This is a genomic window from Pseudomonas sp. 8(2025) (assembly GCF_052665325.1).
Genome location: NZ_JBQOIE010000007.1, coordinates 199,987 through 224,585, shown reverse-complemented (window position 1 = coordinate 224,585; position 24,599 = coordinate 199,987). Strand labels below are relative to the sequence as shown.

At 63.9% G+C, this 24,599-nt stretch carries 18 protein-coding genes; 11 read left to right on the top strand and 7 right to left on the bottom strand.

The features are described 5' to 3' along the window. Positions 1 to 13 precede the first annotated feature (13 nt). From ACUXVH_RS15840 to ACUXVH_RS15830, 3 genes are read right to left on the bottom strand one after another with little or no spacing between them, the layout of a single operon-like run. Positions 14 to 355: a cupin domain-containing protein gene (locus ACUXVH_RS15840; protein WP_011061509.1), complete on the bottom strand. Its 342-nt coding sequence runs from the start codon at positions 353 to 355 to the stop codon at positions 14 to 16. A 57-nt stretch (positions 356 to 412) separates the two neighbouring features. Next, positions 413 to 1,819 carry an NAD(P)/FAD-dependent oxidoreductase gene (locus tag ACUXVH_RS15835; protein WP_065364155.1) on the bottom strand — a complete coding sequence of 469 codons (1,407 nt, stop codon included), beginning with the start codon at positions 1,817 to 1,819 and terminating at the stop codon, positions 413 to 415. Between the two features lie 51 nt (positions 1,820 to 1,870). After that, on the bottom strand, positions 1,871 to 2,686 hold the full coding sequence (locus tag ACUXVH_RS15830) for a helix-turn-helix transcriptional regulator (protein ID WP_065364725.1): 816 nt from the start codon (positions 2,684 to 2,686) through the stop codon (positions 1,871 to 1,873). 277 nt (positions 2,687 to 2,963) lie between these two features. Between ACUXVH_RS15830 and ACUXVH_RS15825 the strand changes: the two genes are divergently transcribed. Then, a complete protein-coding gene (locus ACUXVH_RS15825; protein ID WP_011061512.1) occupies positions 2,964 to 3,233 on the top strand; it encodes a DUF1652 domain-containing protein in 270 nt (89 codons plus the stop codon). Between the two features lie 45 nt (positions 3,234 to 3,278). Here the strand turns inward: ACUXVH_RS15825 and ACUXVH_RS15820 are convergent, their stop codons facing one another. Next, a complete protein-coding gene (locus tag ACUXVH_RS15820) occupies positions 3,279 to 5,744 on the bottom strand; it encodes a UvrD-helicase domain-containing protein (protein ID WP_065364156.1) in 2,466 nt (821 codons plus the stop codon). Between the two features lie 275 nt (positions 5,745 to 6,019). Between ACUXVH_RS15820 and ACUXVH_RS15815 the strand changes: the two genes are divergently transcribed. After that, positions 6,020 to 6,715: a pirin family protein gene (locus ACUXVH_RS15815; RefSeq protein WP_011061514.1), complete on the top strand. Its 696-nt coding sequence runs from the start codon at positions 6,020 to 6,022 to the stop codon at positions 6,713 to 6,715. Between the two features lie 73 nt (positions 6,716 to 6,788). On the opposite strand, the gene pgm is transcribed toward ACUXVH_RS15815, so the two are convergent. Further along, the gene (gene pgm / locus ACUXVH_RS15810) at positions 6,789 to 8,435 is read right to left on the bottom strand and encodes a phosphoglucomutase (alpha-D-glucose-1,6-bisphosphate-dependent) (protein ID WP_011061515.1); all 1,647 of its coding nucleotides are present in this window, start codon (positions 8,433 to 8,435) and stop codon (positions 6,789 to 6,791) included. A 212-nt stretch (positions 8,436 to 8,647) separates the two neighbouring features. Then, entirely contained in the window at positions 8,648 to 9,670 is a 1,023-nt protein-coding gene (locus ACUXVH_RS15805) for a zinc-dependent alcohol dehydrogenase family protein (RefSeq protein WP_011061516.1), read from the bottom strand. Positions 9,671 to 9,939: 269 nt separating this feature from the next. Between ACUXVH_RS15805 and ACUXVH_RS15800 the strand changes: the two genes are divergently transcribed. Next, positions 9,940 to 10,854 carry a LysR family transcriptional regulator gene (locus ACUXVH_RS15800; protein WP_011061517.1) on the top strand — a complete coding sequence of 305 codons (915 nt, stop codon included), beginning with the start codon at positions 9,940 to 9,942 and terminating at the stop codon, positions 10,852 to 10,854. A gap of 166 nt (positions 10,855 to 11,020) precedes the next feature. Here ACUXVH_RS15800 and ACUXVH_RS15795 read toward each other — a convergent pair whose 3' ends face one another. Then, entirely contained in the window at positions 11,021 to 12,091 is a 1,071-nt protein-coding gene (locus tag ACUXVH_RS15795) for an SDR family oxidoreductase (protein WP_065364157.1), read from the bottom strand. 74 nt (positions 12,092 to 12,165) lie between these two features. Between ACUXVH_RS15795 and ACUXVH_RS15790 the strand changes: the two genes are divergently transcribed. From ACUXVH_RS15790 to ACUXVH_RS15755, 8 genes are all read left to right on the top strand, one after another. Continuing rightward, the gene (locus ACUXVH_RS15790; RefSeq protein ID WP_019095332.1) at positions 12,166 to 12,555 is read left to right on the top strand and encodes a MerR family transcriptional regulator; all 390 of its coding nucleotides are present in this window, start codon (positions 12,166 to 12,168) and stop codon (positions 12,553 to 12,555) included. A 282-nt stretch (positions 12,556 to 12,837) separates the two neighbouring features. Continuing rightward, entirely contained in the window at positions 12,838 to 14,085 is a 1,248-nt protein-coding gene (mexE, locus tag ACUXVH_RS15785) for a multidrug efflux RND transporter periplasmic adaptor subunit MexE (RefSeq protein WP_011061523.1), read from the top strand. 15 nt (positions 14,086 to 14,100) lie between these two features. Then, entirely contained in the window at positions 14,101 to 17,280 is a 3,180-nt protein-coding gene (locus ACUXVH_RS15780; protein WP_065364158.1) for an efflux RND transporter permease subunit, read from the top strand. Next, positions 17,277 to 18,698 carry an efflux transporter outer membrane subunit gene (locus ACUXVH_RS15775; RefSeq protein ID WP_019095825.1) on the top strand — a complete coding sequence of 474 codons (1,422 nt, stop codon included), beginning with the start codon at positions 17,277 to 17,279 and terminating at the stop codon, positions 18,696 to 18,698. Before ACUXVH_RS15780 ends, ACUXVH_RS15775 begins: the two co-directional genes overlap by 4 nt. Before the next feature lie 338 nt (positions 18,699 to 19,036). Continuing rightward, entirely contained in the window at positions 19,037 to 19,936 is a 900-nt protein-coding gene (locus ACUXVH_RS15770; protein ID WP_011061526.1) for a bestrophin family protein, read from the top strand. A 74-nt stretch (positions 19,937 to 20,010) separates the two neighbouring features. Continuing rightward, a complete protein-coding gene (locus tag ACUXVH_RS15765) occupies positions 20,011 to 21,066 on the top strand; it encodes a tetratricopeptide repeat protein (RefSeq protein WP_065364159.1) in 1,056 nt (351 codons plus the stop codon). Between the two features lie 360 nt (positions 21,067 to 21,426). Beyond that, positions 21,427 to 22,929, top strand: a complete 1,503-nt coding sequence (locus tag ACUXVH_RS15760) for an ATPase domain-containing protein (protein WP_011061528.1) — start codon at positions 21,427 to 21,429, stop codon at positions 22,927 to 22,929. Continuing rightward, positions 22,926 to 24,596 carry an ATP-binding protein gene (locus ACUXVH_RS15755; RefSeq protein ID WP_065364160.1) on the top strand — a complete coding sequence of 557 codons (1,671 nt, stop codon included), beginning with the start codon at positions 22,926 to 22,928 and terminating at the stop codon, positions 24,594 to 24,596. The genes ACUXVH_RS15760 and ACUXVH_RS15755 overlap by 4 nt, the downstream gene beginning before the upstream one ends. Positions 24,597 to 24,599 lie beyond the last annotated feature (3 nt).

Genomic DNA, 24,599 nt, shown 5'->3' with positions numbered 1-24,599 from the left:
GGCAATCAAGGGATCAGAAAATCAAGACGTAGGTCTTGCGCACCGTTTCCTGGATATCCCAGATCCCGGTGCTGTTGGCCGGCAACATCAGTGCATCGCCGGCTTCTATGTGTAGGGTTTCGCCGTTGTCCGGAGTGAAGGTGCAACGGCCCTGGATGAAGTGGCAGAACTCCTGGGCGACGATCTGCCGCCGCCAGCGCCCCGGGGTGCATTCCCAGATGCCGGTCTCGACCCCGTCGTTGCGTTCGACGGCGGTCACCGAGGTCACGGCCACCGGAGTGCCCAGGGGCACCGCCACTGGTGCCGATTCGGCCAGGATGGCGGTGGCGGTTTGCTTGAATTGGGTGATGCTCATGGTTCTACCTTTCGACGGGAAATCCGAACGGACAGCGTTCGGTACATAGAGGCCGGCTCAGTGCATGAAACCTTCCATGAAGCCGGCGATCCGGCTGGCCATCCTGCGCCGCCATGGAGCCGAGGCCGGGTTGGCCAGGGTCTGGTCCTCGTGCACGAAGCTGCGAATGATCGCGTTGTAGCCCAGCCAGCGGCACGGCTCCGGCTCCCAGGCCCGCAGGGCCTCCAGGCCGCACTCGGGCATGACCCAGGGCTGGTTTACCAGAGGGCTGTCGCGTTCCAGGATCAGGTCCGCCAGGGTCCGGCCGCCGAGGTTGCTGGCGCCGACGCCCTCGCCGCCATAGCCGCCGGACAGGGCGATGCCCTTGCGCCGGTCGCAGAGCATGTGCGGCTTGAAGTGCCGGGACATGCCCAGGTTGCCGCCCCAGGAATGGCTGATGCGCACGTTCTTGAGTTGCGGGAACAGCTCGCCGAACAGGTAGCGGCGCAGTTCCACTTCGTCACGGGTCAGGTCGAAGTCATGGCGCAGCTTGCTGGCGAACTGATAGCCGCCCCGGGCACCGAACACCAGCCGGTTGTCCATGGAGCGCTGGCCATAAGTCACCTGTCGGCTACTTTCGCTGAAGGCCTGGCCCTGGCTCAGGCCGATTTCTTCCCAGACGGACTCCGCCAGCGGCTCGGTGGCCACCAGCAGGCTTTGCACCGGCAACTGGTAGCGGCCCAGGGGCGGCAAGGTGACCGAATAGCCTTCCACTGCCGGCACTATCCAGCGGCTGCGCACCGAAGCCTGGGCCGTCTGCAGGCTGCCGGACTGCCAATGGGTCACCGGGCTGTTTTCATAGAGGGTCACCCCCAGGCGCTCAACCGCCCGGGCCAGGCCGCGCACCAGCTTGGCAGGCTGGATGGTGGCGCAATGCGGGGCAAAGATACCGCCATAGGGCTTGGCCAGGCGGATCTGCTGGGCCAGTTGCTCGGGGTTGAGCCAGCGGTAGTCGTCCTGGTTCAGGCCCTGGGCATAGAGCGTGTCCAGATAGTGGCGCAGGCTGGTTTCCTGCTCCGGGTAGCGGGCGGCGCAATACAGCACCCCGCCCTTGCGGTAATCGCAGTCGATGCCCTCACGTTCGATGACATTGGCCACTTCATCAGGGATGCCGTGCAACAGATCGAAGGAGGCCCGGCGCTGCTGCGGCGACAGAGCGGCCAGCAGCCGGTCTTCTCCCAGCAGGTTGCCCATCAGCCAGCCGCCATTGCGGCCCGAGGCACCAAAACCGGCGGTTTGCGCTTCGATCACCGCAATATTCAACTGCGGCGCCTGGCGCTTGAGGTAATAGGCGGTCCACAGCCCGGTATAGCCGGCGCCGATGATCGCCACGTCCAGGTCCAGGTCTTGCGCAAGCTGCGGCCGCGGCAATAGCGGCTCGTCGAGCTGGTCCATCCACAAACTGATACTGCGCCACGCTGGCATGCAAGCACTCCGCAACCCGAATTTCGAATGCGGCGATCCTAGTGCCTGGCCTCAGGGGCTGTCTTGCGCGCGTGCACGCAAAGAAATTTGCTTGGCGTAGGCCTTGGGCGACTGGCCGGTGTACTGGCGAAAACAGCTGTAGAAGGCCGACAGCGAGTTGAACCCTGCGGCAAACGCCAGCTCGTCGATGCGCAGCGGCGGCGTGGCCTGGTCCAGCGCTGCCAGCAGATGCTGCAGGCGCGCCTGGTTGACGTAGCGGTAGAAGCTCTGCCCCAGCACCTGGTTGAGCAGGTAGGAAATCTGGTTGCGGCTGTAACCGCATTCCCGGGACACCCGCTGCAGGTCCAGCTCGGGGTCCAGGTACGGCTGCTGGCGCTGGAAATACTGCTGCAGGTCCTCGGCCATGAAACTCAACTGGCGCGGCGACAGCCCCAGCCGGCTGGCCGCCGGGCGCAGTCTGGCGGAGGACTTGCTCGGTGCCGGCTCCCGGACCAGTGAGGCGTACTCGTTGACCCGCCAGATCAGCCCGTCGCGCACGGTGATCGCTTCACTGGAGCGAAATGACACCAGGCCCTGGCCGCCGCGCAGGGTCACCTGGTACTGGATAAACGCGGTGTTGCCATCCAGGCGGATGCGATCGCTGTGCTCCAGGGCCTCGTCGGGAGCCCGGGGCATGCTGGCCCGCACGTATTCGCGCAGTTCCTCCAGGCCCAGGGTACGGTTCTGGAAAAAGTCGTTGTACTGGATGTCCGGGTGGTACAGCGCCATTACTCCATCCAGGTCCCGGTGCTTCCAGCACAGGTGGTAGCGCATCACGGTTTCACCGGTGGCCTGGGTGTGCAGCGGCCCGTCATCGGGGGCAGACATAGGTTTCTCGAACAGGAAAAGGCGCAGCTTGCCGAACTTCGCCAAGGGCTTCAACGACCGGCCGCCGGCCAGATACGGCAGCCGCCGGGGGGTGCCTGGGAGATGACATGACTTGCATCAATAATCCGTGAGTGAACCGCCGGACGGTGGGCAAAAAAACTGCGAACCGTCACAAGCCAATGCTATTTTTAAAACCTCAACCGATCGGGTCATTGACGATCCGGTCGTTCCTACCGCGAGCACAAGGAAGCGCTCAATGAATCAAGGTGGGCCACCGATGAACAGAGTCTGGGCCAGTAAAGTCACCTTTCCCAACGCCTGCCAGCTGATGCGCTGGCATTTTCATCCCATGGGTTTCGAAGCCAGCATGGATGCGCCCGGCAGCATGATCGCCCGGCTCTTCGATCGCGCCAGCGGCGAAACCATGATCGCCATCGCCGGCATTCCCTGTGCCACGGTGATGAGCGCTGCGGATGTCGAACGAATAATCGAGGCGGTGGAAGATGAGCTGGAGGCCTTTTCCCCGTCCCTGGCACTCAAGGCCTGAAGCCCCGCTGCCTCACCCGAAGCCCGCCTCGCCAGCGGGCTTTTTTCATGTCGCCTGGCGCAAGTCCTGGAAGTACGGCTTGTCTCGCGGTACCCGGTCCGAAGCCTTGGGCGCATTGCCCGAGGGGCCTTCCTGGCGGTCCACATACCAGTAGCAATGCTTGGCCGCCCGAGTGATGCCCACATAGGCCAGCCGCAGGATCTCGTCCTTCTGTGCGCTGTCGTAGGGCTCGGCATCGCCGTCCTTGCCCAACCCGGCCATGCGATAGACCTGGTTCTTGTACGGCGAACTGCTCAGGTGCTGGCAGTCGCCCAGCAGGAATACCGCATCCGCCTGCAGTCCCTTGGCGCTGTGATAGGTCAGCTGTTTCAGGCGCCGCGACCCTGAAGGCAGACTAGAATCAACATTAACTATTTGCGAAATAACGTTTTCAATCAATAACTTATCACTACTTTTTCGAAACAACATCAAGATCGAATCACCCTGCTCATAGTGCTCAGCCAGACGCTGGGCCAGGCCCTGGTCATCGCGATCGAGCACCTGCACCGGCCACAGCTCTGTAGCTTCGCCGCTGGCCTTGGCCTTCTTTCCGGCAATGGCCGGCGCCGCGCGGACAATATGCTCCGCGGCATCGATCACATGCTGATGGCTGCGGTAGTTCTCGCTGAGCATGACCCGGGTGGTGCCCGGGGACGGGAACTCCTTGTTGAACTCGATGAAGTACTTGGGCGAACTGCCCCGCCAGCCGTAGATCGACTGCCAGTCGTCACCGACGCAGAGCAGCGAGGAATGCTGGGCGGCGCGCCCGATGTGCAAGGCGGCGCCTCGGCTGCGGATCGCCGCAAGGCTGGCCCTGATCCAGGAAACGATCTGCGGCGAAACATCCTGGAACTCGTCGATCATCAGGTGTGACATCGGGCGCAGGCAGGCATCGCTGAGCAGCTTGAAGTTCTCCGGCGAGCGCTCGCTGAACAGGGCGAACATGCGGTTGTAGCTCATGATGGGCGGCGACTGATCCAGCAGATGGTCCTCCAAGGCTCGCCAGAACAGGCTCAGGGCCTCGAAGAAAAACCGGTCCGGATCGTCCTGCGCAAAACTCATGCCCGCGACGGCATCGCCCACTTCCAAGCCCAGGTTCTCGATAAAGCCTGCGGCGGCGACAAAGCAATCGAGCAGCGGCGCCGACGCCAGCTCGCCCTTGACCTTGTAATCGAAACCCGGACCGCCATTGACCTGGGCCGAAAAGGCGCCGGCAGAACGCTTTGAAGCTTCGTAACTATCAAGCCAAATCAATGGTTTACGGCAAAAAGCTTGAAACAGGGTGCGCTTTACAGCCCACTCCGCCCGCACCGTCAGCTTGGCCCCGGGCCGGGTCAGCTGCGGGCTCTCGCGCGGGTCGAAACCCAGCACCACCCAGGCGTCCAGCTCCGCACAATAGCCATGGCTGTGAAAGGTCGCACCGTTGATTTCGAACCGCTGGCGCTGCGGCTCGATGCCCTTGATCGGCCAGGCGCCCGCGCGAAACCACAGGTCCTCCACGGTGTCGCAGAGTTCTTCATCGCGCTTGGCCGCCAGTTCGGTCACCGCCATGCGCTTTTGCACGTCCGGGTGATCGCGCTCCAGTTCCTTGAGCTGCAGGGCGTGGCGTACCAATGGCTGCAACGCCAGGCGAAAGCGCGGGTCATCGCGGTACAGTGCCTGGTAGCAGGCATTCAGGTGCCGACGCTGGGCGTCGTTGATGCGCAGATCGAATGGGTTGCTGTCCACCTCGTCTTCGCCGCCCTGGAGCCGATCGCTGAGGTTCTCGAAGGCCTGCAGGCGCTCGAAGCCCGGCAGGCTGCGGACCATGGGCAGAATCCGCGAGTGGAAGGTTCGCACCAGCTCCCGGGCTTCCCTGGCGCCCAGTTGCCGCCCCCACAGGGCAAAGACTTGCGTGAGCTTGGTGATGAAGTCCTTGCGCGACTCCCGGGTGAAGGTCACCACGGTCATGGCGTCCAGTTCGAAGCCCAGATAGTGATGCAACAGCAGCAGGCGCAGCACCAGCGAGGTTGACTTGCCGGCGCCGGCCCCGGCGATCACCGCGGTGGCGGGTGTGTCGCTGAAAATCATCTTCCACTGCGCGGCGCTGGGTTGCGCCGCGGCGGGCAGCAGGCGGGCGACATCGGCGTTGAAGCGCTTTTTCAGCTCGGGGCTCAACGGCAGGCGCCAGTCATCGAACAGCCGGTCATCCACCCCGGGCGGGCGGTGCTCGGTGTTGCGGCTGTCGCGGATCAACAGCACCTGGCGGCCTTCCTCCAGCCCCTCGAGCCGGCCTTCCTGGTAGCCGTATTCCACGCCGGCAGTGTGGCCACTGCGAAAGCCATCGGCCTGACCATGCAGCCAGGAAGCCCGATGCTGGGCCCGCAGGCGGTTCAGGCCATGGCCGAAGAAGCGCGCCGCGAGGCGTTTCAACAAGGGCATCTGGGCCAGGGGCAAAAGCTCGGGGGGCAGATCGGGGGTGTGTTGCGACACGCGGACTCCAGGGTGTGAGGCTGAGCAGTAATCTTCGGCGGATTGTTCCACGGTATCCAGCCAATTGCTTGCAGGTCATTAACTTAAGCGATGAACCGAAGGTTTAACACCAACTTTGCGACAAAATAATCATCTAATTTTACGATTGGATTACGGCATTTTTTGCGCTTTTTATCGATCTATACCTAATGGAAGATGCTCGCCATCAACCAACGGTTATCGTTTTCTGGCCCGGGTACAACGTGCCATGACGAGCCCTTAATGAGGAGAAGATCATGCTTGAACTCAGACCTTTCAGCTCCCTGGGCGGCGCGCACCACGGCTGGCTGGATGCCCACCACCATTTTTCCTTCGCCGAGTACCATGACCCCAAGCGCATGCACTGGGGCAACCTGCGGGTCTGGAACGATGATGTGATCGCCCCTGGCACCGGCTTCCCCCAGCACCCGCACCGGGACATGGAAATCATCACCTACGTTCGCGAAGGGGCCATCAGCCACCAGGACAACCTGGGCAACAAGGGCCGCACCGAAGCCGGTGATGTGCAGGTGATGAGCGCCGGCACCGGGATCGCCCACAGCGAGTACAACCTGGAAGCCACGCCAACCAAGATCTTCCAGATCTGGATCATCCCCAACCAGGCAGGCTCCGCGCCTTCCTGGGGTGCCAAGCCTTTTCCCAAGGGCCAGCGTGAAGGTTTCGTGACCCTGGCCAGTGGCAAGGCTGGCGATGAGGAAAGCCTGCGGATTCGCGCCGATGCGCGGCTGGTGGCGGCCAACCTGAAGGCCGGGGAAACAGCCGAGTATCACCTGGACGACGGGCGCCGGGCTTACCTGGTTCCGGCGACTGGCGCGATTGAAGTCAACGGCTTGCGCGCCGAAGCTCGAGACGGCGTCGCGGTTGAGAATGAGCCGGTGCTGCGGGTGACGGCCCTGCAGGACAGCGAGATCGTGCTGGTGGATCTGGCGTGAAATACAGCGGCCAATAAAAAGGGGCGACCGTGATGGTCGCCCCTTTTTTTGCCTGACGGGCCCGGAGCGCCGGTCAGTTGCCGCTGATGGCGGTGTCCACCAGGGTCTGGGCTTCCTGCACCAGCTGCTTGAGGTGGTCGTCGCCGATGAAGCTTTCAGCGTAGATCTTGTAGATGTCTTCAGTACCCGACGGGCGTGCGGCGAACCAGCCGTTCTCCGTCATGACTTTCAGGCCGCCAATGGCCTGGTCGTTGCCCGGTGCATGGCTGAGGATCTGCTGGATCGGCTCGCCGGCCAGTTGGGTCGAAGTCACCTGCTGTGGCGACAGCTTGCTGAGCAGGGCCTTCTGCTGCGGGTTGGCCTTGGCATCGACGCGGACCGAGAACGGCTCACCCAGCTCGTCGCACAGGGCACGGTAGGCCTGGCTCGGATCGCGACCGGTACGCGCGGTCATTTCCGCCGCCAGCAGGGACGGGATCAGGCCGTCCTTGTCGGTGCTCCAGACGCCACCGTCGCGGCGCAGGAAAGAGGCACCGGCGCTTTCTTCGCCGCCAAAGCCCAGTGAGCCGTCGAACAGGCCATCGGCAAACCACTTGAAGCCCACCGGCACTTCATACAGACGGCGGCCCAGGCGTGCAGCGACCCGGTCGATCAGGCCGCTGCTGACCACGGTCTTGCCCACCGCGGCATCAGCGCGCCATTGCGGGCGATTCTGGAACAGGTAATCGATGGACACCGCCAAGTAGTTGTTCGGCGCCAGCAGGCCGCCGCTCGGGGTGACGATGCCGTGGCGATCGTGATCGGGGTCGCAGGCGAAGGCCACGTCGAAGCGTTCCTTGAGGCCGATCAGGCCCTGCATGGCGTAGCTGGAGGACGGGTCCATGCGGATCTGCCCGTCCCAATCCACCGACATGAAGCGGAAAGTGGCGTCCACTTGCTTGTTCACCACCTCCAGGTCCAGGCGGTAGTGCTCGGCGATCGCCGACCAGTAGCGCACCCCTGCTCCGCCCAGCGGATCCACGCCCAGGCGCAGCTTGGCGTTGCGGATGGCGTCCAGGTCGATGACGTTGATCAGGTCGGCGACGTAGGTGTTGAGGTAATCGTGGCGATGGGTGGTGTCGGCCTTCAGCGCCTGTTCGTAACTGATGCGCTTGACCCCGGCCAGCTTGGCTGCCAGCAATTCATTGGCCTTGGCTTCGATCCACTTGGTGATGTGGGTGTCGGCCGGGCCGCCGTTGGTGGGGTTGTACTTGTAGCCGCCGCTTTGTGGCGGGTTATGGGACGGGGTGATGACGATGCCGTCCGCCAGGCCCGATGTACGCCCACGGTTGTAGCAGAGGATGGCGTGGGACACCGCTGGGGTCGGGGTGTACTCGTCGCCGGCAGCAATCATCACGGTCACGCCATTGGCCGCCAGCACTTCCAGGGCGCTGGCCCCGGCCGGGGTCGACAGGGCATGGGTGTCGATGCCGACAAACAGCGGGCCGTCGATGCCCTGGGATTCGCGGTACAGGCAAATGGCCTGGCTGATGGCCAGCACATGCCATTCGTTGAAACTCAGATCGAACGAGCTGCCACGGTGCCCGGAGGTGCCGAAGGCCACACGCTGGGTAGACACCGATGCATCAGGCTGACCGGTGTAATAAGCCGTAACCAGTCGCGGGATGTCGACCAACAATTCAGCCGGTGCCGGTTTGCCCGCAAAAGGACTGAGAGTCATGCAAAACCTCTGGAAAAGGATGGTTCGGAAATGGGCCGCAGTTTACTGGCAGTTTGACCGCAGCGCGATGGAATCTATCCCGGCGCCCCGGCCCTTTTATGCGGCAGCCGGCTTGCCGGTAAAAAGGATTCCTAGGGAGAAAACGAAAAAGCCGGCGCAAGGGCCGGCAAATCGAGGCAATAAAAAACGCCAGGCTTTGCCTGGCGTTGGGATCAGACCGGTTCGACCTGAAGCGCGACCCGTTCGCGGCATGGGCATTCATCCATGTAGCGGTGCGCCTCGACAAACTCGTTGAACGCGAATACCCGGGTCTTCAGGGGGAGCAGCACCCGGTCCGCGGTGAGCTGGTTGATGTCGCGCAACGCACGCTGCAGCGCGACCTGATCCTGAACAATTCCCAACTCCGGCTTGCCAGTGAAGTTGCCGATGCAATGGACGAAGAACTGGATGTTCTTCTGGAACGCCGCGCAGGCCGGGAACGGCGTCTGGTTGCCGCCTTGCAGGCCATAGAGCACCAGGCTGCCACGGGGCGCCAGGACGTCGCCGAGCATGGACATCTGCGGGCCGCCCAGGCCGTCGAACACCACGTCGACGCCGCGGTTGTCGGTGAGCTTGTTGATCTGCATCAGCAGGTCCTGTTCCTCGGTGACAATCACCTTCTCGGCACCCAGGGACAGCAGGTATTCACGCTCTTCAGCGGTCTTGGTGGCGGCAATCACCCGCACACCCAGGGCCTTGCCCAACTGGACAAAGGACGGCCCGGCGCAATGGCTGGCATCGGTGACCAGGGCAAACTGCCCCGGCTTGACCCGCGCCAGGTCGGCGTAGGCGAAATAGGCGATCAGCAGCGGCGTGTAATGAACAGCAGCCTCGATCGGGCTGAGAACATCGGGATAACGGGTCAGGGCCGAACGCGGCAGGACGATCAGCTCGCCATACACCGGGTAATCGTTGGGGCTTTCGGCGGGAAAACTCGCCACCTTGTCACCTACCGCCAGGTCGTCGACGCCCTCGCCCACGGCCGTGACCACACCGGCCATTTCGTGCCCGAGGCCCGAGGGCAGGCGCGCATGGGACGACGCCAGGTTCTGCCGCCAGAGCACGTCATACCAGCTGATACCGATGGCTTCGACTCGTACCTGCACTTCGCCTGGCGCAGGCAACGAGGCCGCATGCTCTTCGCATTTGAGCACCTCGGCCGGTCCAAACTTGTGAAAACGAATCGTGCGGGACATCGCAAACCTCGTCAAATTAACCTCTAATGCCGCGAACTTTATCCGGGCTTTGCAAGCAAGACTATCAGTGCCTATTAATAGTCGACATGCCTGGCATTGATTTCGTGCCCTTGAAAATCGGGGCGTACAGCGTGCTCGAACCTTGCCCGGCTACAAACAAACAACATTTAGCCGATGCAGAGTACCAGCCTTTCCCCGTAAGATTCACGCCGGCCATTGTTCCGATATGGTCGCTCCCGTCAAGCTCGCTGACTCTGCCAGGACTCCAGATGAATCGTAATGACCTGCGTCGTGTCGACCTGAATCTGTTGATCGTATTCGAAACACTGATGCACGAACGCAGTGTGACCCGCGCCGCCGAGAAGCTGTTCCTCGGCCAGCCGGCCATCAGTGCAGCCCTGTCGCGCCTGCGCAACCTGTTCGACGATCCGCTGTTCGTGCGTACCGGGCGCAGCATGGAGCCCTCGGCCCGGGCAGTGGAAATCTTCGCCCTGCTCTCGCCGGCCCTGGATTCGATCTCCACCGCCGTCAGCCGCGCCGCCGAATTCGACCCGGCCACCAGCACCGCCGTGTTCCGTATCGGTCTTTCCGACGACGTGGAATTCGCCCTGCTGCCGATGCTGCTCAAACGCCTGCGCGCCGAAGCCCCGGGCATCGTGCTGGTGGTGCGCCGCGCCAACTACCTGCTGATGCCCGCGCTGCTGGCCTCCGGCGAAATCTCCATCGGCGTCAGCTACACCGCCGACCTGCCGGCCAACGCCAAGCGCAAGGTCCTGCGCCGCAGCCTGCCCAAACTGCTGCGGGCCGACACCGTGCCCGGCCCCCTGACCCTGGACGACTTCTGCGCCCGCCCCCACGCCCTGGTGTCGTTCGCCGGGGACCTGAGCGGGTTCATCGATGAGGAGCTGGAGAAGCTCGGACGCAAGCGCCACGTCGTGCTCGCCGTACCGCAATTCAACGGCCTGAGCACCCTGCTGGCCGGCACCGACATCCTTGCCACCGTGCCCGACTACACCGCCGACGCCCTCACCGCCGCCGGCGGCGTACGCGCCGAAGACCCGCCGCTGCCAGTACGCAGCTTCGAACTGCACATGGCCTGGCGCGGTTCACAGGACAACGACCCGGGCGAGCGCTGGTTGCGTTCAAGAATTCAGATGTTCTTTGGCGATCCAGACAGTCTTTGATCAAGTGCCACAGGCATCCATAGATTCTTCTGAAAAGAGTCCTTTAGCGACTAATTCGGTCTGTAGTTTTCCGTCAGGTTCCGCTGGCTTGCGAAGTATTCGGGGGCATAAGTGGGGGCAAACCCTGGCTGCTTGAAAGGGATGCCCCCAAGGAAGAAGTCAGCGGCTAGCCCTTGGCTATGAAACATGAGTTGACGAACGTTGCCGTGTGCCGCAAGGCCTGACGGATATCCGGCTTGGCTAGCCCATGCCTGTTGGCAAATTGCTCGACGGCCGCGGTATCAAATCGAGTGGTCTGGATAAAGTCCAAGGCTTCGGGTTTTGTATTCATGAACCGCGCCACGAGAGGAATGCTCAGCAGCCACTTCAGCAATCGGAGCGAGATGTGATGCCTGGGAGGCTTTAAGCCCAAAGGTTGCGCCACCTGGACCAGGAGTTCTCGCAAATTGGGAGTTTGCGCATCCAGCGCCAGCAGCTCCTCACCCGCCATGGCGGGATCAAAAGCACAAGCCGCCACCAGCTCAACCAGGTAATCCACGGTAACCAGTGGCAGCCAGTGCTGGGCGGTACCGGGCACTGCCGTCAGTTTTCCCAGCACAAGGTTGCGGATCAGCTCCACCAGTGGCTGGCCGTCAAGGATATGCCCCGTGCGGCTGTGGCCACAAACCGTCGCGGGGTGGACAACGGTGATCTCCCCGCCCTTGGCGGACATGAGCTCCAAGGTCGCAAAATGCGCCTCCAGCTTGCTCGCCTCGTAACCACCGACATGGCGGTAGACGGCGGGCCAGTTCGTCCGCCGCGGATAACGAGGATCGATGCCGATGCGTTGCAGATTCTCATGGTTTTTCAGCATGTAGCCGCCGATCATCACTAACCGGCTGTTTTGCTCTGCCGCCAACAGCGCCACCCGCTTTGCCCCTTCGACATTCACCGCACGAGACTGCTCCAATGACAGCCCCCAGGCGAAGTGTGCGCCCAGGTGGAATACGACTCTGGCGTGCCTTAGCACTTCCCGGTCAGCAGGACTCAGCCCTAGGTTATCCCGCTCCAGATCGCCGGCCACGGCAAATACCCGGCTTGCGTCTCCTCCCAAATTGACGACTTGCTCCCGCAATTCAGCCAGTCGCTCTGGGCGACGCATCAACACCCCGACGGTGTGGCCTTTTGCGCTCAGGCATGCCAGCAAATGTTGACCGATGAAGCCGGTACCCCCGGTGACAAAGCACTCCACGCTCATTTCCCTGTTCCTTGTTCAAGGTAAGGAACCAAACGTAAACTATCGACCCAACTCTATGGTCAAGCGGTGTTTTCATGAAAATTGGCGAAATCGAGGCCCGGAGCGGCGCCAGCCGCCATACGCTGCGTTACTACGAGCAAATCGGCCTGATCTCACCGCAGCGGCGAACTAACAACTACCGCGTTTACACAGCACAAACGCTGCAGGACCTGGACTTTATCCAGCGCGCGCAAAGCATGGGCTTTTCCCTGGGGGAGATAGGCGAGATTCTGGAGGCGCAGCGCAACCAGATGATCGATTGTGCGGACGGCGCCAAGCTCATTGAAAGAAAAATGGCAGAGATCGAACAGAAAATCGCCAACCTCCAAAGCATTTATCGGTACCTGGATCAAGAGCGTGCAAACCTCGAAGCCAGTGCCGCCAGGCAACTTGAGCTTCAGCAACTCAACAGTTCTTCCATCTGATTGGAAATGCACTACGAACTGAGCTGGCAGACCATGGACCTCGACGCACGGGGCTACGATGGCCAGCCAGCCGGCACCTGCGACAACAGCCAATGTTGCGTCAGCCGCAATAACTAATTGCACGCCAGGGAATTGATAGCAGCCTAACGAAAGGTGCATGCTAGAGGGCTTGCTTGGCGCTTATATCATTCCGAATGATAGTTACCTTCGCTTCATTCGATTCGTGAGATACAACCCTGCCGAGCATCATCCGCCCATCTCAAATACAGTGGCGGATGCACCATGGACCAGTCAGTCAAACTCCTACGTTTTCCACTCGCCGTTCTCGCCGTGCTGGTGATGAGCGCGTGCGGCAAAGCCCCTGAGACCGCCTCCGCCCCGCCCGCTGCCAAAGTCAGCGTGGCCAAGGTGCTGGAACAGCCGGTCAACGAATGGGATGAATTCACCGGGCGCCTGGAAGCCCCGGAAACCGTGGAGATCCGACCTCGGGTCTCGGGCCAGATCGATCAGGTGGCCTTCACCGAAGGCGCCCTGGTGAAGAAAGGCGATCTGCTGTTCCAGATCGACCCACGGCCTTTCCAGGCTGAAGTACGCCGCCTCGAAGCCCAGCTGCAACAGGCTCGGGCCACCGCGACCCGCAGTGCCAACGAAGCCCAGCGCGGCCAGCGCCTGCTGACCAGCAACGCGATTTCCGCCGAGCTGGCCGACACCCGCACCAGCGCCGCCCAGGAAGCCCGGGCCGGGGTCGATGCGATCCAGGCCCAGTTGGACGTGGCCAAGCTCAACCTGAGCTTCACCCGGGTAGTGGCGCCCATCAGCGGCCGGGTCAGCCGCGCGCAGATCACCGCCGGCAACCTGGTGACCGCCGATGTCACCCCGCTCACCAGCCTGGTCTCCACCGACAAGGTCTACGCCTACTTCGACGCCGACGAGCGCGTGTACCTCAAGTACACCCAGCTCGCCCGCCAGGGCCAGCGCGGCCAGACCACCCCGGTGTACCTGGGCCTGTCCAATGAAGAAGGCCACCCGCACCTGGGGCAGATGAACTTCGTCGACAACCAGGTCAACCCCAAGACCGGCACCATCCGTGGCCGCGCGGTGTTCGACAACAGCGACGGCAGCTACACCCCGGGCCTCTATGCGCGCCTGAAACTGGTGGGCAGTGGCACCTACTCGGCGATGCTGATCAACGACGAAGCCGTGGGCACCGACCTGGGCAAGAAGTTCGTGCTGGTGATGGACGCCGACAACAAGCCGGCCTACCGCGCCGTGGAACTGGGGCCGAAGATCGAAGGCCTGCGCATCGTGCGCAACGGTCTGAGCAAGGACGACACCATCATCGTCAAGGGCTTGCAGCGGGCACGTCCCGGCGCACCGGTCACGCCTGAAGTGATCCCCATGGCCAGCAAGGAAACCCTCGCCGCCCTGGCCCAACAACGCCAAGCACTGGAAGCCAGCAACCTGCCGCAGGTCACCCCTGCCAAGGCGGCTCCGGCTGTGAAACTCGCCGCTGCGACACCGCGCGGTTAAGGGACGACTCTCAAGATGAATTTTTCCCAGTTCTTCATTTCAAGGCCGATCTTCGCCGCGGTGCTGTCGCTGCTGATCCTGATCGCCGGCGCCATCTCGCTGTTCCAGTTGCCCATCAGCGAATACCCGGAAGTGGTGCCGCCCACCGTAGTGGTGCGCGCCAACTTCCCGGGGGCCAACCCGAAAGTCATCGGTGAAACCGTGGCCGCGCCCCTGGAACAGGCGATCACCGGGGTCGAGAACATGCTCTACATGTCCTCGCAATCCACCGCTGACGGCAAGATCACCCTGACCATCACCTTCGCCCTGGGCACCGACCTGGACAACGCCCAGGTGCAGGTCCAGAACCGCGTGACCCGCACCCAGCCCAAGCTGCCCGAAGAAGTGACGCGCATCGGCATCACCGTGGACAAGGCCTCTCCGGACCTGACCATGGTGGTCCACCTGACCTCGCCGGACAAACGCTACGACATGCTCTACCTGTCCAACTACGCCCTGCTCAACATCAAGGATGAGCTGGCGCGCCTGGGTGGCGTGGGGGATGTGCAGCTGTTCGGCATGGGCGACTACTCGCTGCGGGTCTGGCTGGATCCGAACAAGACCGCTTCGCGCAACCTGACCGCCACCGACGTGGTCACCGCCATCCGTGAACAGAACCGCCAGGTCGCCGCCGGTGCCCTGGGCGCGCCGCCTGCGCCCAGCGCCACCAGCTTCCAGCTGTCGGTCAACACCCAGGGCCGCCTGGTCACCGAGGAAGAGTTCGAGAACATCATCATCCGCTCCGGTGAGGACGGTGAGATCACCCGCCTGAAGGACATCGCCCGCATCGAGCTGGGGTCGAGCCAGTACGCTTTGCGTTCCCTGCTCAACAACCAGCCGGCGGTGGCGATCCCGATCTTCCAGCGCCCGGGCTCCAACGCCATCGAGATCTCCAACGAAGTGCGGGCCAAGATGGCCGAACTCAAGCAGAGCTTCCCGCAGGGCATGGACTTCAGCATCGTCTACGACCCGACCATCTTCGTCCGCGGCTCCATCGAAGCGGTGGTGCACACCCTGTTCGAAGCCCTGATCCTGGTAGTGCTGGTGGTGATCCTGTTCCTGCAGACCTGGCGTGCCTCGATCATCCCGCTGGTGGCCGTACCGGTGTCGCTGATCGGCACCTTCGCGGTGATGCACCTGTTCGGTTTCTCGCTCAATGCCCTGTCGCTGTTCGGCCTGGTGCTGGCCATCGGCATCGTGGTGGACGACGCCATCGTGGTGGTGGAGAACGTCGAACGTAACATCGGCCTGGGCCTGAACCCGGTGGAAGCCACCAAGCGTGCCATGCGTGAAGTGACCGGCCCGATCATCGCCACCGCCCTGGTGCTGTGTGCGGTGTTCGTACCGGCGGCCTTCATCAGTGGCCTGACCGGGCAGTTCTACAAGCAGTTCGCCCTGACCATTGCCATCTCCACGGTGATCTCGGCCTTCAACTCCCTGACCCTGTCGCCGGCCCTGGCCGCGGTACTGCTCAAGGAACACCATGCGCCCAAGGACCGCTTCTCGAAGATCCTCGACAAGCTGCTGGGGGGCTGGCTGTTCAAACCCTTCAACCGCTTCTTCGATCGCGCCAGCCATGGTTACGTCGGCACCGTGCGCCGGGTCATCCGCGGCAGCGGCATCGCCCTGTTCCTCTATGCAGGCCTGATGGTGCTGACCTGGTTCGGCTTCGCCCACACCCCGACCGGTTTCGTCCCGGCCCAGGACAAGCAGTACCTGGTGGCCTTCGCCCAACTGCCGGACGCCGCGAGCCTGGACCGCACCGAAGACGTGATCAAGCGCATGTCCGACATCGCCCTGAAGCAGCCCGGCGTGGAAAGCGCGGTGGCCTTCCCCGGCCTTTCAATCAACGGTTTCACCAACAGCCCGAACAACGGCATCGTCTTCGTCACCTTGAAGCCCTTCGATGAGCGCAAGGACCCGAGCATGTCCGCCGGTGCCATCGCCGGTGCCCTGAACGGCAAGTACGCGGATATCCAGGACGCCTACATGGCGATCTTCCCACCGCCGCCGGTACAGGGCCTGGGAACCATCGGCGGCTTCCGCCTGCAGGTGGAGGACCGCAGCGGCCTGGGCTACGACGAGCTGTACAAGGAAGTGCAGAACGTCATCACCAAGAGCCGCAGCGTGCCGGAACTGGCCGGGCTGTTCACCAGCTACCAGGTCAACGTGCCCCAGGTGGATGCTGCCATCGACCGGGAAAAGGCCAAGACCCACGGCGTGGCGATCTCCGACATCTTCGACACCCTGCAGATCTACCTGGGTTCGCTGTATGCCAACGACTTCAACCGCTTTGGCCGCACCTACCAGGTCAACGTCCAGGCCGAGCAGCAGTTCCGTCTCGAGCCCGAGCAGATCGGCCAGCTGAAAGTGCGCAACAACAAGGGCGAGATGATCCCCCTGGCCACCTTCATCAAGGTCAGCGACACCGCAGGTCCCGACCGCGTGATGCACTACAACGGCTTCGTCACCGCGGAAATCAACGGCGCAGCGGCCCCGGGCTACAGCTCCGGGCAAGCGGAAGCGGCGATCGAGAAACTGCTCAAGGAAGAACTGCCCAACGGCATGACCTACGAATGGACCGAGCTGACCTACCAGCAGATCCTGGCCGGTAACACCGCGCTGTTCGTCTTCCCGCTCTGCGTGCTGCTGGCCTTCCTGGTGCTGGCCGCTCAGTACGAAAGCTGGAGCCTGCCACTGGCGGTGATCCTGATCGTGCCCATGACCCTGCTGTCGGCCATTACCGGGGTGATCGTCTCCGGGGGCGACAACAACATCTTCACCCAGATCGGCCTGATCGTTCTGGTGGGCCTGGCCTGCAAGAACGCGATCCTGATCGTCGAGTTCGCCAAGGACAAGCAAGAGGAAGGCCTCGACCCGCTGGCCGCGGTGCTGGAAGCCTGCCGCCTGCGTCTGCGGCCGATCCTGATGACCTCCTTCGCCTTCATCATGGGCGTGGTGCCCCTGGTGATCTCCAGCGGCGCCGGTGCGGAAATGCGTCATGCCATGGGTGTCGCGGTGTTCTCCGGGATGCTCGGGGTGACCTTCTTCGGCCTGCTGCTGACTCCGGTGTTCTATGTACTGATCCGCAATTACGTGGAGCGCAGCGAGGCGCGCAAAGCCGCCCGCGCTCTGCAACTGGAGGCGCAACAATGAGTTCCAAAGTCTTCCTGCCGAGCCTGCTGGTGCTGGCCCTGAGTGCCTGCGCCGTCGGTCCGGACTACCAGAGCCCAACCACCGAGGCGGCGCACATCAGCGCCGCCACCGATGGCGCTGCGGGCCAGAAGAACTTCGACCGCGCACGCTTCGAAGGCATCTGGTGGCAGCAGTTCGATGACCCGACTCTCAACCAGCTGGTGAGCAAATCGTTGCAGGGCAACCGTGAACTGCGGGTGGCCTTCGCCCGCCTGCGGGCCGCCCGGGCGATTCGCGATGACGCCAGCAATGACGCCATGCCCACCATCACCAGCCGCGCCAGCAGCGACCTGGCCAAGGGGCAGATCCCCGGCCAGACCACCAAGCGAGTGAACAGCGAGCGCTACGACCTGGGCCTGGACATGGCCTGGGAGCTGGACCTGTTCGGCCGCATCCAGCGCAACCTGGAAGCCACCGACGCCGACCAGCAGGCCGCCGAGGCCGACCTCTACCAACTGCAGGTGACCATGATCGCCGAGCTGGTGGACGCCTACGGCCAGTTGCGCGGCGCACAGCTGCGGGAAAAGATCGCCCTGGCCAACCTGGACAACCAGCAGGAGTCGCGCAAGATCACTGAAAGCCTGCGCGACGCCGGGGTCGGCGACCAGCTCGATGTGGTCCGCGCCGACGCCCGCCTGGCTTCGGTGGAAGCCAGCGTGCCGCAGTTGCAGGCCGAGCAGACCCGCCAGCGCAACCGCATCGCCACCCTGCTGGGTGAACGCCCGGACAAGCTCAGCGTCGACCTGTCGCCGGCGCAGCTGCCGGCCATTGCCAAGGCCCTGCCGATTGGCGACCCGGGCGAGCTGCTGCAACGCCGGCCGGACATTCTCAGCGCCGAACGCAAGCTGGCAGCGGCCACCGCGCGCATCGGCGTGGCCAAGGCCGACCTGTTCCCACGGGTCAGCCTCAGCGGCTTCCTCGGCTTCACTGCCGGGCGCGGTTCGCAGATCGGCTCCTCGGCGGCCAATGCCTGGGCCCTGGGCCCGAGCATCACCTGGGCGGCCTTCGACCTGGGCAGTGTGCGAGCCCGCCTGCGCGGCGCCGACGCCAATGCCGACGGCGCCCTGGCCAGCTACGAGCAGCAGGTGCTGCTGGCCCTGGAGGAATCGGAAAACGCCTTCAGCGACTACGGCAAGCGCCAGCAACGGCTGATCTCCCTGATTCGCCAGAGCGAATCCAGCCGCGCCGCCGCGGACCTGGCCGAGATCCGCTACCGCGAAGGCACCGTGGACTTCCTGGTGCTGCTCGATGCCCAGCGTGAACGCCTGGCCGCCGAAGACTCCCAGGCCCAGGCCGAAGTCGACCTGTACCGCGGCATCGTCGCCATCTACAAGGCCCTGGGTGGTGGCTGGCAACCGGAGACGGTAGCCAGCAAGTAAGGATTTGCAACGAGCTCCTTTGGTTGGCCGCAACCAACCAATGTTTGGCCCCGTGGATCATTCGGTCGCGGGGCTTTTTTTTGCCCGGCTCAAGGGCCTCTTCGCCGGCAAGCCGGCTCCTACAGGAGCCCGCGCAACGCTTGGCCCCAAACGCATGGCCCCGAATACATGGCCCCGGTAGGCGCTGGCTTGCCAGCGAATGCGCCCGCCAGAACACCGCCCACCCCAAGCCCATTGATAGAGGCCGCCGATCATGCGGTTGGCCATTGCGATTGGACAGCCCCACAGCACGCTCCTACTCTTCACTCGCCGCGTAATCGCCCTGGCCTCAGCCCCCCATGATTGTCCGCCCCAAGCCGAACCTGATCGGCATCCTCTTCGCCCTCAAGGGCTCGATTGCCAAGCGCATTGCCCTGCGCTGCGTGCTGGTCACACTGCTGGCCTCGGTGATCGTGCTGGTGGAAACCCTGCAACCGAGCTATTTCTCCAAGGTCAACGCCACGCCCTTCACCCTGCTGGGGCTGTCGCTGTCGATCTTCATGAGTTTTCGCAACAACGCCTGCTACGACCGCTGGTGGGAAGGCCGCAAGCAATTGGGGCAGTTGATCATCGAGGTGCGTTCGCTGATCCGTGAAAGCCTGATCATCGACGGCCACCCCGAGCGCGAGGGCATGCTGCGCGACCTGTGCGGCTTTGCCCACAGCCTGATCGCCCGCCTGCGCCATGAAGACGAGGCCGCCGCCCTGCGCCCCTGGGCCCAGGCCAGCCTCGACCCCGGCCACCCGAACCTCACCGACGCGCAGTTGCAACGCATCGGCCAGCGCTGCTCGCAGTGGGCCCAGCAGGGGCTGATCAGCGAATGGCGCTACACCCAACTGGAAACCCGGCTGGTCAGCCTGAGCCTGGTGCAGGCCGCCTGCGAGCGGATCCAGAACACCCCGCTGCCCTTCCCCTACACCCTGCTGCTGCACCGCACCATCTACCTGTTCTGCATCCTCCTGCCGTTCGCCATGGCCGAGCCCCTGGGCTGGCTGACGCCGATCTTCACCGCCATTGTCAGCTACACCTTCCTTGGCCTGGACGAGATCGGCGACGACCTCGAAGACCCTTTCGGCTATGACGACAACGACCTGCCGTGCAGCGCTCTATTGCGCGGCCTGGAGCGCGAAGTCCTGGCGGCACTGGGGCAAACCGAGCTGCCGCCGCTGCTGGAGCCGCAGGAGTACGTGCTGACCTGAACCGGGGTTTGACTCAAGCCGGTTCCTGACCGAAGCTTGCGCCTTCCAAAAGTCGCCAGCTTCCGGATTCCTGCATGTCCCAGCCCCGCCGCTACCTGCTGATCAGCCTGCTTACCGTCGTCGTCCTGGCCCTGGCCTGGAGCTTTCTGCGCAGTAGCCCGCCGCAGGTTCCCGAGGCCATCAAGCATGGCTACAGCGCGGCACTGGAAAAAGCCCGCAACGGCCAGCCTGGCGCGGCGCGCGTGCTCTACCAGCAGCTGGGCCGGCCCGACCTCGACGACCAGCAGCGCATCCGCTTGCTGGCAGTGCTGGCCAACTACCCCAGCCCCCAGGCATTGAAACTGGCGGACGCCGACCTCTATCACCCTTCTGCCGAGGTGCGCAAAGCGGCGATCAAGAGCGTGCTCGGCCTGGTGCCCAGCGGCCAGCGCAGCCTGCTGCTGGGGCCATTGCTGGACGATCACGAACAGAGCGTGCGCTTCGCCGCGGTGGACGCCCTGCTGGGCCTGAGCCCCGACGACCAGGGCCTGTACTTCGGCCCGTTGCAGCAGGTGATCGACGAATACACCCAAGTGCTCAAGACCCGCGGCGACAACGTCGAGGCCCAGTACCAGCTGGCTCGCCTGTACCTGCACAATGCCGACCTGATCAAGGCCCAGCAGACCCTGGAACAGGCCCTGCGCCTGGCCCCGGACAACCTGCAGGCAGTGGTGCTGCAGATCGAAGTGCTGGACAAGCAGGGCCAGAGCGATGCCGCCCGCCAATTGCTGGCCAAGCAGTTGCAGGCACAGCAGGATTCGGCCTACCTGCAACATGCCCTGGGGCTCTGGCTGCTGAACCATGGCCAGGGCGAGTTCGCCCTGCTCGGCTTGTCCCGGGCGGTGGAACTGGAGCCTAACAACGCCGCCTACCGCTACGACCTGGCCACCACCCTGCACAGCGAACAGGAGCTGGAAGCGGCGCAGAAGCAACTGGAGGAAATCGTCCAGCGCCAGCCCTACAACCGCAAGGCGCGGGTGCTGCTGATCAGCTACTGGAAGGAAAGCGGCCAGTTGCAGAACGTCCAGGTCCTGCTGGCCCAGCTGGAACAGCAGAACCCCGACGACCCGGCCCTGCAGCAGGGCCTGTAGCCGCCCCCCGGGCCTTGCCTCGCGATCCCCAGCCGAACCTTTGGCGCCCTTGAGCCCCCGCGCCTGCTGCGTCGGAATGCCGCCCAAGCCGTTCGCAGCCTGCGCCAGCGGCTACAAGAGCCAGCACAAAACCTGTAGCCGCTGCCGAGCCTGCGAGGCTGCGAAAAGGCCCGCAGGGCCTTGCCTGGCAATCCCCAGCCGAACCTTTGGCACCCTTGCCCCCCCTGCTGTGCTCAGCAGCGGCTCCACGGCGACAAAAGGTTGAACCGTACCAGCGGCAGGCGGTCAAGTGATTTATCAGCGATATCAAGGTGCTCGACGCCGTCGCCGATCACTTGGACCTATTTGCGAGGGCATTGTTTGTCGACCTCATCTGCGTTGCTCAGCGAAAAAGCCGCCACCGGCATCGAAGGCCTGGACGATATCCTCTCCGGCGGATTGTCACGTAGCCATGTGTTCCTGCTGGAAGGCGAACCCGGTACCGGCAAGACCACCGTGGCCTTGCATTTTCTGCGGGCCGGCGCCGCCGCCGGCGAGCGCTGCCTGTACATCACCCTCTCGGAAACCGAGCGCGAGTTGCGCCAGGGCGCGCAATCCCACGGCTGGCAACTGGACGAGAACATCCACATCTTCGAGCTGATCCCGCCGGAAAGCCTGCTCAACGCCGAGCACCAGCAAAGCCTGCTGTACTCCTCGGACCTGGAGCTGGGGGAAGCCACGCGGCAGATCTTCGAAGTGGTGGAGCGGGTCAAGCCGACCCGGGTGGTGCTCGACAGCCTTTCGGAAATCCGCCTGCTGGCGCAAAGCTCCCTGCGCTACCGTCGGCAGATCCTGGCGATCAAGCACTACTTCGTGCGCTATGACGCCACCGTCCTGCTGCTGGACGACCTGACCACCGAATCCCTGGACAAGACCGTGCACAGCGTGGCCCACGGGGTGATCCGCCTGGAAGAACTGACCCCCAGCTACGGCGCCGAACGCCGGCGCATCCGGGTGGTGAAATACCGCGGCCAGAAGTACCGCGGCGGCTTCCATGACTTCACCATCATGGGCGACGGGGTCCAGGTGTTTCCACGCCTGGTGGCCGCCGAGCACCGCGGTCAATACCAGCGCCTGACCCTGACCAGCGGCATCACCGAGATGGACGCGCTGCTGGGGGGCGGCATCGAGACCGGCTCCAGCACCCTGATCCTCGGCCCCGCCGGCACCGGAAAATCGCTGATCTCGATGATCTTCGCCGCGGCCGCCGTAGCCAGGGGAGAGAAAGCCGCGCTGTTCATCTTCGACGAGGAACTGGGGCTGCTGTTCGAGCGCATGCGCAACATGGGCATCGACCTCAAGGCGCTGCAGGCCAGCGGCAACCTGATCATCGAACAGGTGGACGCCGCCGAGCTCTCGCCGGGGGAGCTGTCCCACCGGGTGCGACGCTGCGTCGACCAGGAGCGGATCAAGACCGTGGTGATCGACAGCATCAACGGCTACCAGGCAGCGATGCCCGAGGAAAATGCCCTGGTGCTGCACATGCACGAATTGCTGCTGTACCTCAACCGCCAGGGCGCCGCCACCTTCATGACCGTGGCCCAGCATGGTCTGGTGGGCGACATGCAGGCCCCGGTGGACATCACCTACCTGGCCGACACCGTGGTCCTGCTGCGTTACTTCGAGGCCCTGGGCAAGGTGCGCCGGGCCATTTCCATCATCAAGAAACGCACCGGCAGCCACGAGTCGACCATTCGTGAATACCGCATTAGCGCTCGTGGCCTGACCATCGGCGAGCCCCTGGAAGCCTTCCAGGGCGTGCTGCGGGGCGTACCCACTTACCTGGGCGAGAGCAAACCCCTGCTCAGGGATGAGGGCCAATGAGCCCCGACCTGGACTTTTCCGAACGGGCTCTGGTGCTCACGCCCCACGGGCGTGACAGCCAACTGGCGCAGATGATGCTCAAGGAGGCCGGCTTCAGCAGCCTGATCACCCCGCACCTGCCCGCCCTGTGCGAGCAGCTGGAGCACGGCGCCGGGCTGGCGATCATCGCCGCCGAAGCCTTGCGCGGGGTCGACCTGGAGCCCCTGCTGCGCCACCTGGAACAGCAACCGGCGTGGTCGGACCTGCCCATCGTGCTGCTGACCCAGCACGGCGGCCCCGAGCAGAACCCGGCATCGCGCTTCAGCGAGCCCCTGGGCAACGTCAGCTTTCTGGAACGGCCCTTCCACCCGGCGACCCTGATCAGCCTGGTCAGCGCCGCCCTGCGGGGCAGGCGCCGGCAGTACGACGCCCGCGACCGGCTGATCGACCTGAGCCAGAGCGAACTGCGCCTGCAACGCACCCTGGAGACCCTGGAACAGCAGGTGGAAGAACGCACCGCACAACTGCGGCACAACGAAGAAGCCCTGCGCCAGTCACAGAAGATGGAGGCCGTGGGGCAACTCACCGGCGGCATCGCCCACGACTTCAACAACATGCTCACCGGCATCATCGGCAGCCTGGAGCTGTTGCGCCGGCGCCTGGCCCGGGGCCGCACCGAGGACCTGGAAAGCCTGATCGACCTGGGGGTGACCTCGGCCAACCGCGCCGCCGGCCTGACCCACCGCCTGCTGGCCTTCTCCCGGCGCCAGTCGCTGGACTCCAAGCCGGTGGAGATGAACGCCCTGGTGACCTCCATGGGCGAGCTGCTGCAACGCAGCCTCAGCGAAAGCATCGAGCTGGACATGCGCCTGGACCCGCAGCTATGGGTGGCCGAAGCCGACCCCAACCAACTGGAAAGCGCCCTGCTCAACCTGGTGCTCAACGCCCGGGACGCCATGCCCAACGGCGGCCGGCTGCTGGTGGAAACCCTCAACCAGCGCCTGGCCCCGGACTTCGCCCAGGCCCACGACAACCTCAAGCCGGGGGACTACGTGCTGCTGCGAGTCAGCGACAACGGCTGCGGCATGCCCGAGGCGATCATCAACCGCGTGTTCGATCCATTCTTCACCACCAAGCCCATCGGCCAGGGCACAGGGCTGGGGCTGTCGATGATCTACGGCTTCAGCAAGCAGTCCCGCGGCCATGTGACCCTCAACAGCACCCTGGGCCGAGGTACCGAGGTCAGCCTGTACCTGCCGCGTTTTGTCGGCGACCTGGAGCAGGCCGAACACCCTCTGGTGCAACAACCGCCCAATGCGCAGAACGGTGAAACCGTGCTGATCGTCGAGGACGACCCGGCGGTGCGGGTGCTGGTCTGTGCGGTGCTCAGCGAACTGGGCTACGCCTTTGTCGAAGCCGGCGATGCCCGCAGCGCCATGCCGATCCTCGACTCGGCGCAGCGCATCGACCTGCTGATCAGCGATGTCGGGCTGCCGGGCATGAATGGCCGGCAACTGGCGGAAATCGGGCGGCAGATCCGCCCGGAGCTCAAGGTCCTGTTCATCACCGGCTACGCCGAGCACGCGGCGGCCCGTGGTGGCTTTCTCGAACCCGGCATGCAACTGATCACCAAGCCGTTCACCTTCGACCTGCTGACCGCCAAGGTGCGGGAAATGATCCGCGACTGATAG

Coding starts and splice junctions, on each gene's coding strand:
- ACUXVH_RS15805 (WP_011061516.1), bottom strand. CDS start 9,670: ATGTCCCGCACGATTCGTTTTCACAAGTTTGGACCGGCCGAGGTGCTC.
- ACUXVH_RS15790 (WP_019095332.1), top strand. CDS start 12,166: ATGAAAATTGGCGAAATCGAGGCCCGGAGCGGCGCCAGCCGCCATACG.
- ACUXVH_RS15825 (WP_011061512.1), top strand. CDS start 2,964: ATGAACAGAGTCTGGGCCAGTAAAGTCACCTTTCCCAACGCCTGCCAG.
- ACUXVH_RS15815 (WP_011061514.1), top strand. CDS start 6,020: ATGCTTGAACTCAGACCTTTCAGCTCCCTGGGCGGCGCGCACCACGGC.
- mexE (WP_011061523.1), top strand. CDS start 12,838: ATGGACCAGTCAGTCAAACTCCTACGTTTTCCACTCGCCGTTCTCGCC.
- ACUXVH_RS15840 (WP_011061509.1), bottom strand. CDS start 355: ATGAGCATCACCCAATTCAAGCAAACCGCCACCGCCATCCTGGCCGAA.
- ACUXVH_RS15835 (WP_065364155.1), bottom strand. CDS start 1,819: ATGCCAGCGTGGCGCAGTATCAGTTTGTGGATGGACCAGCTCGACGAG.
- ACUXVH_RS15830 (WP_065364725.1), bottom strand. CDS start 2,686: ATGTCTGCCCCCGATGACGGGCCGCTGCACACCCAGGCCACCGGTGAA.
- ACUXVH_RS15795 (WP_065364157.1), bottom strand. CDS start 12,091: ATGAGCGTGGAGTGCTTTGTCACCGGGGGTACCGGCTTCATCGGTCAA.
- ACUXVH_RS15800 (WP_011061517.1), top strand. CDS start 9,940: ATGAATCGTAATGACCTGCGTCGTGTCGACCTGAATCTGTTGATCGTA.
- pgm (WP_011061515.1), bottom strand. CDS start 8,435: ATGACTCTCAGTCCTTTTGCGGGCAAACCGGCACCGGCTGAATTGTTG.
- ACUXVH_RS15775 (WP_019095825.1), top strand. CDS start 17,277: ATGAGTTCCAAAGTCTTCCTGCCGAGCCTGCTGGTGCTGGCCCTGAGT.
- ACUXVH_RS15755 (WP_065364160.1), top strand. CDS start 22,926: ATGAGCCCCGACCTGGACTTTTCCGAACGGGCTCTGGTGCTCACGCCC.
- ACUXVH_RS15765 (WP_065364159.1), top strand. CDS start 20,011: ATGTCCCAGCCCCGCCGCTACCTGCTGATCAGCCTGCTTACCGTCGTC.
- ACUXVH_RS15780 (WP_065364158.1), top strand. CDS start 14,101: ATGAATTTTTCCCAGTTCTTCATTTCAAGGCCGATCTTCGCCGCGGTG.
- ACUXVH_RS15770 (WP_011061526.1), top strand. CDS start 19,037: ATGATTGTCCGCCCCAAGCCGAACCTGATCGGCATCCTCTTCGCCCTC.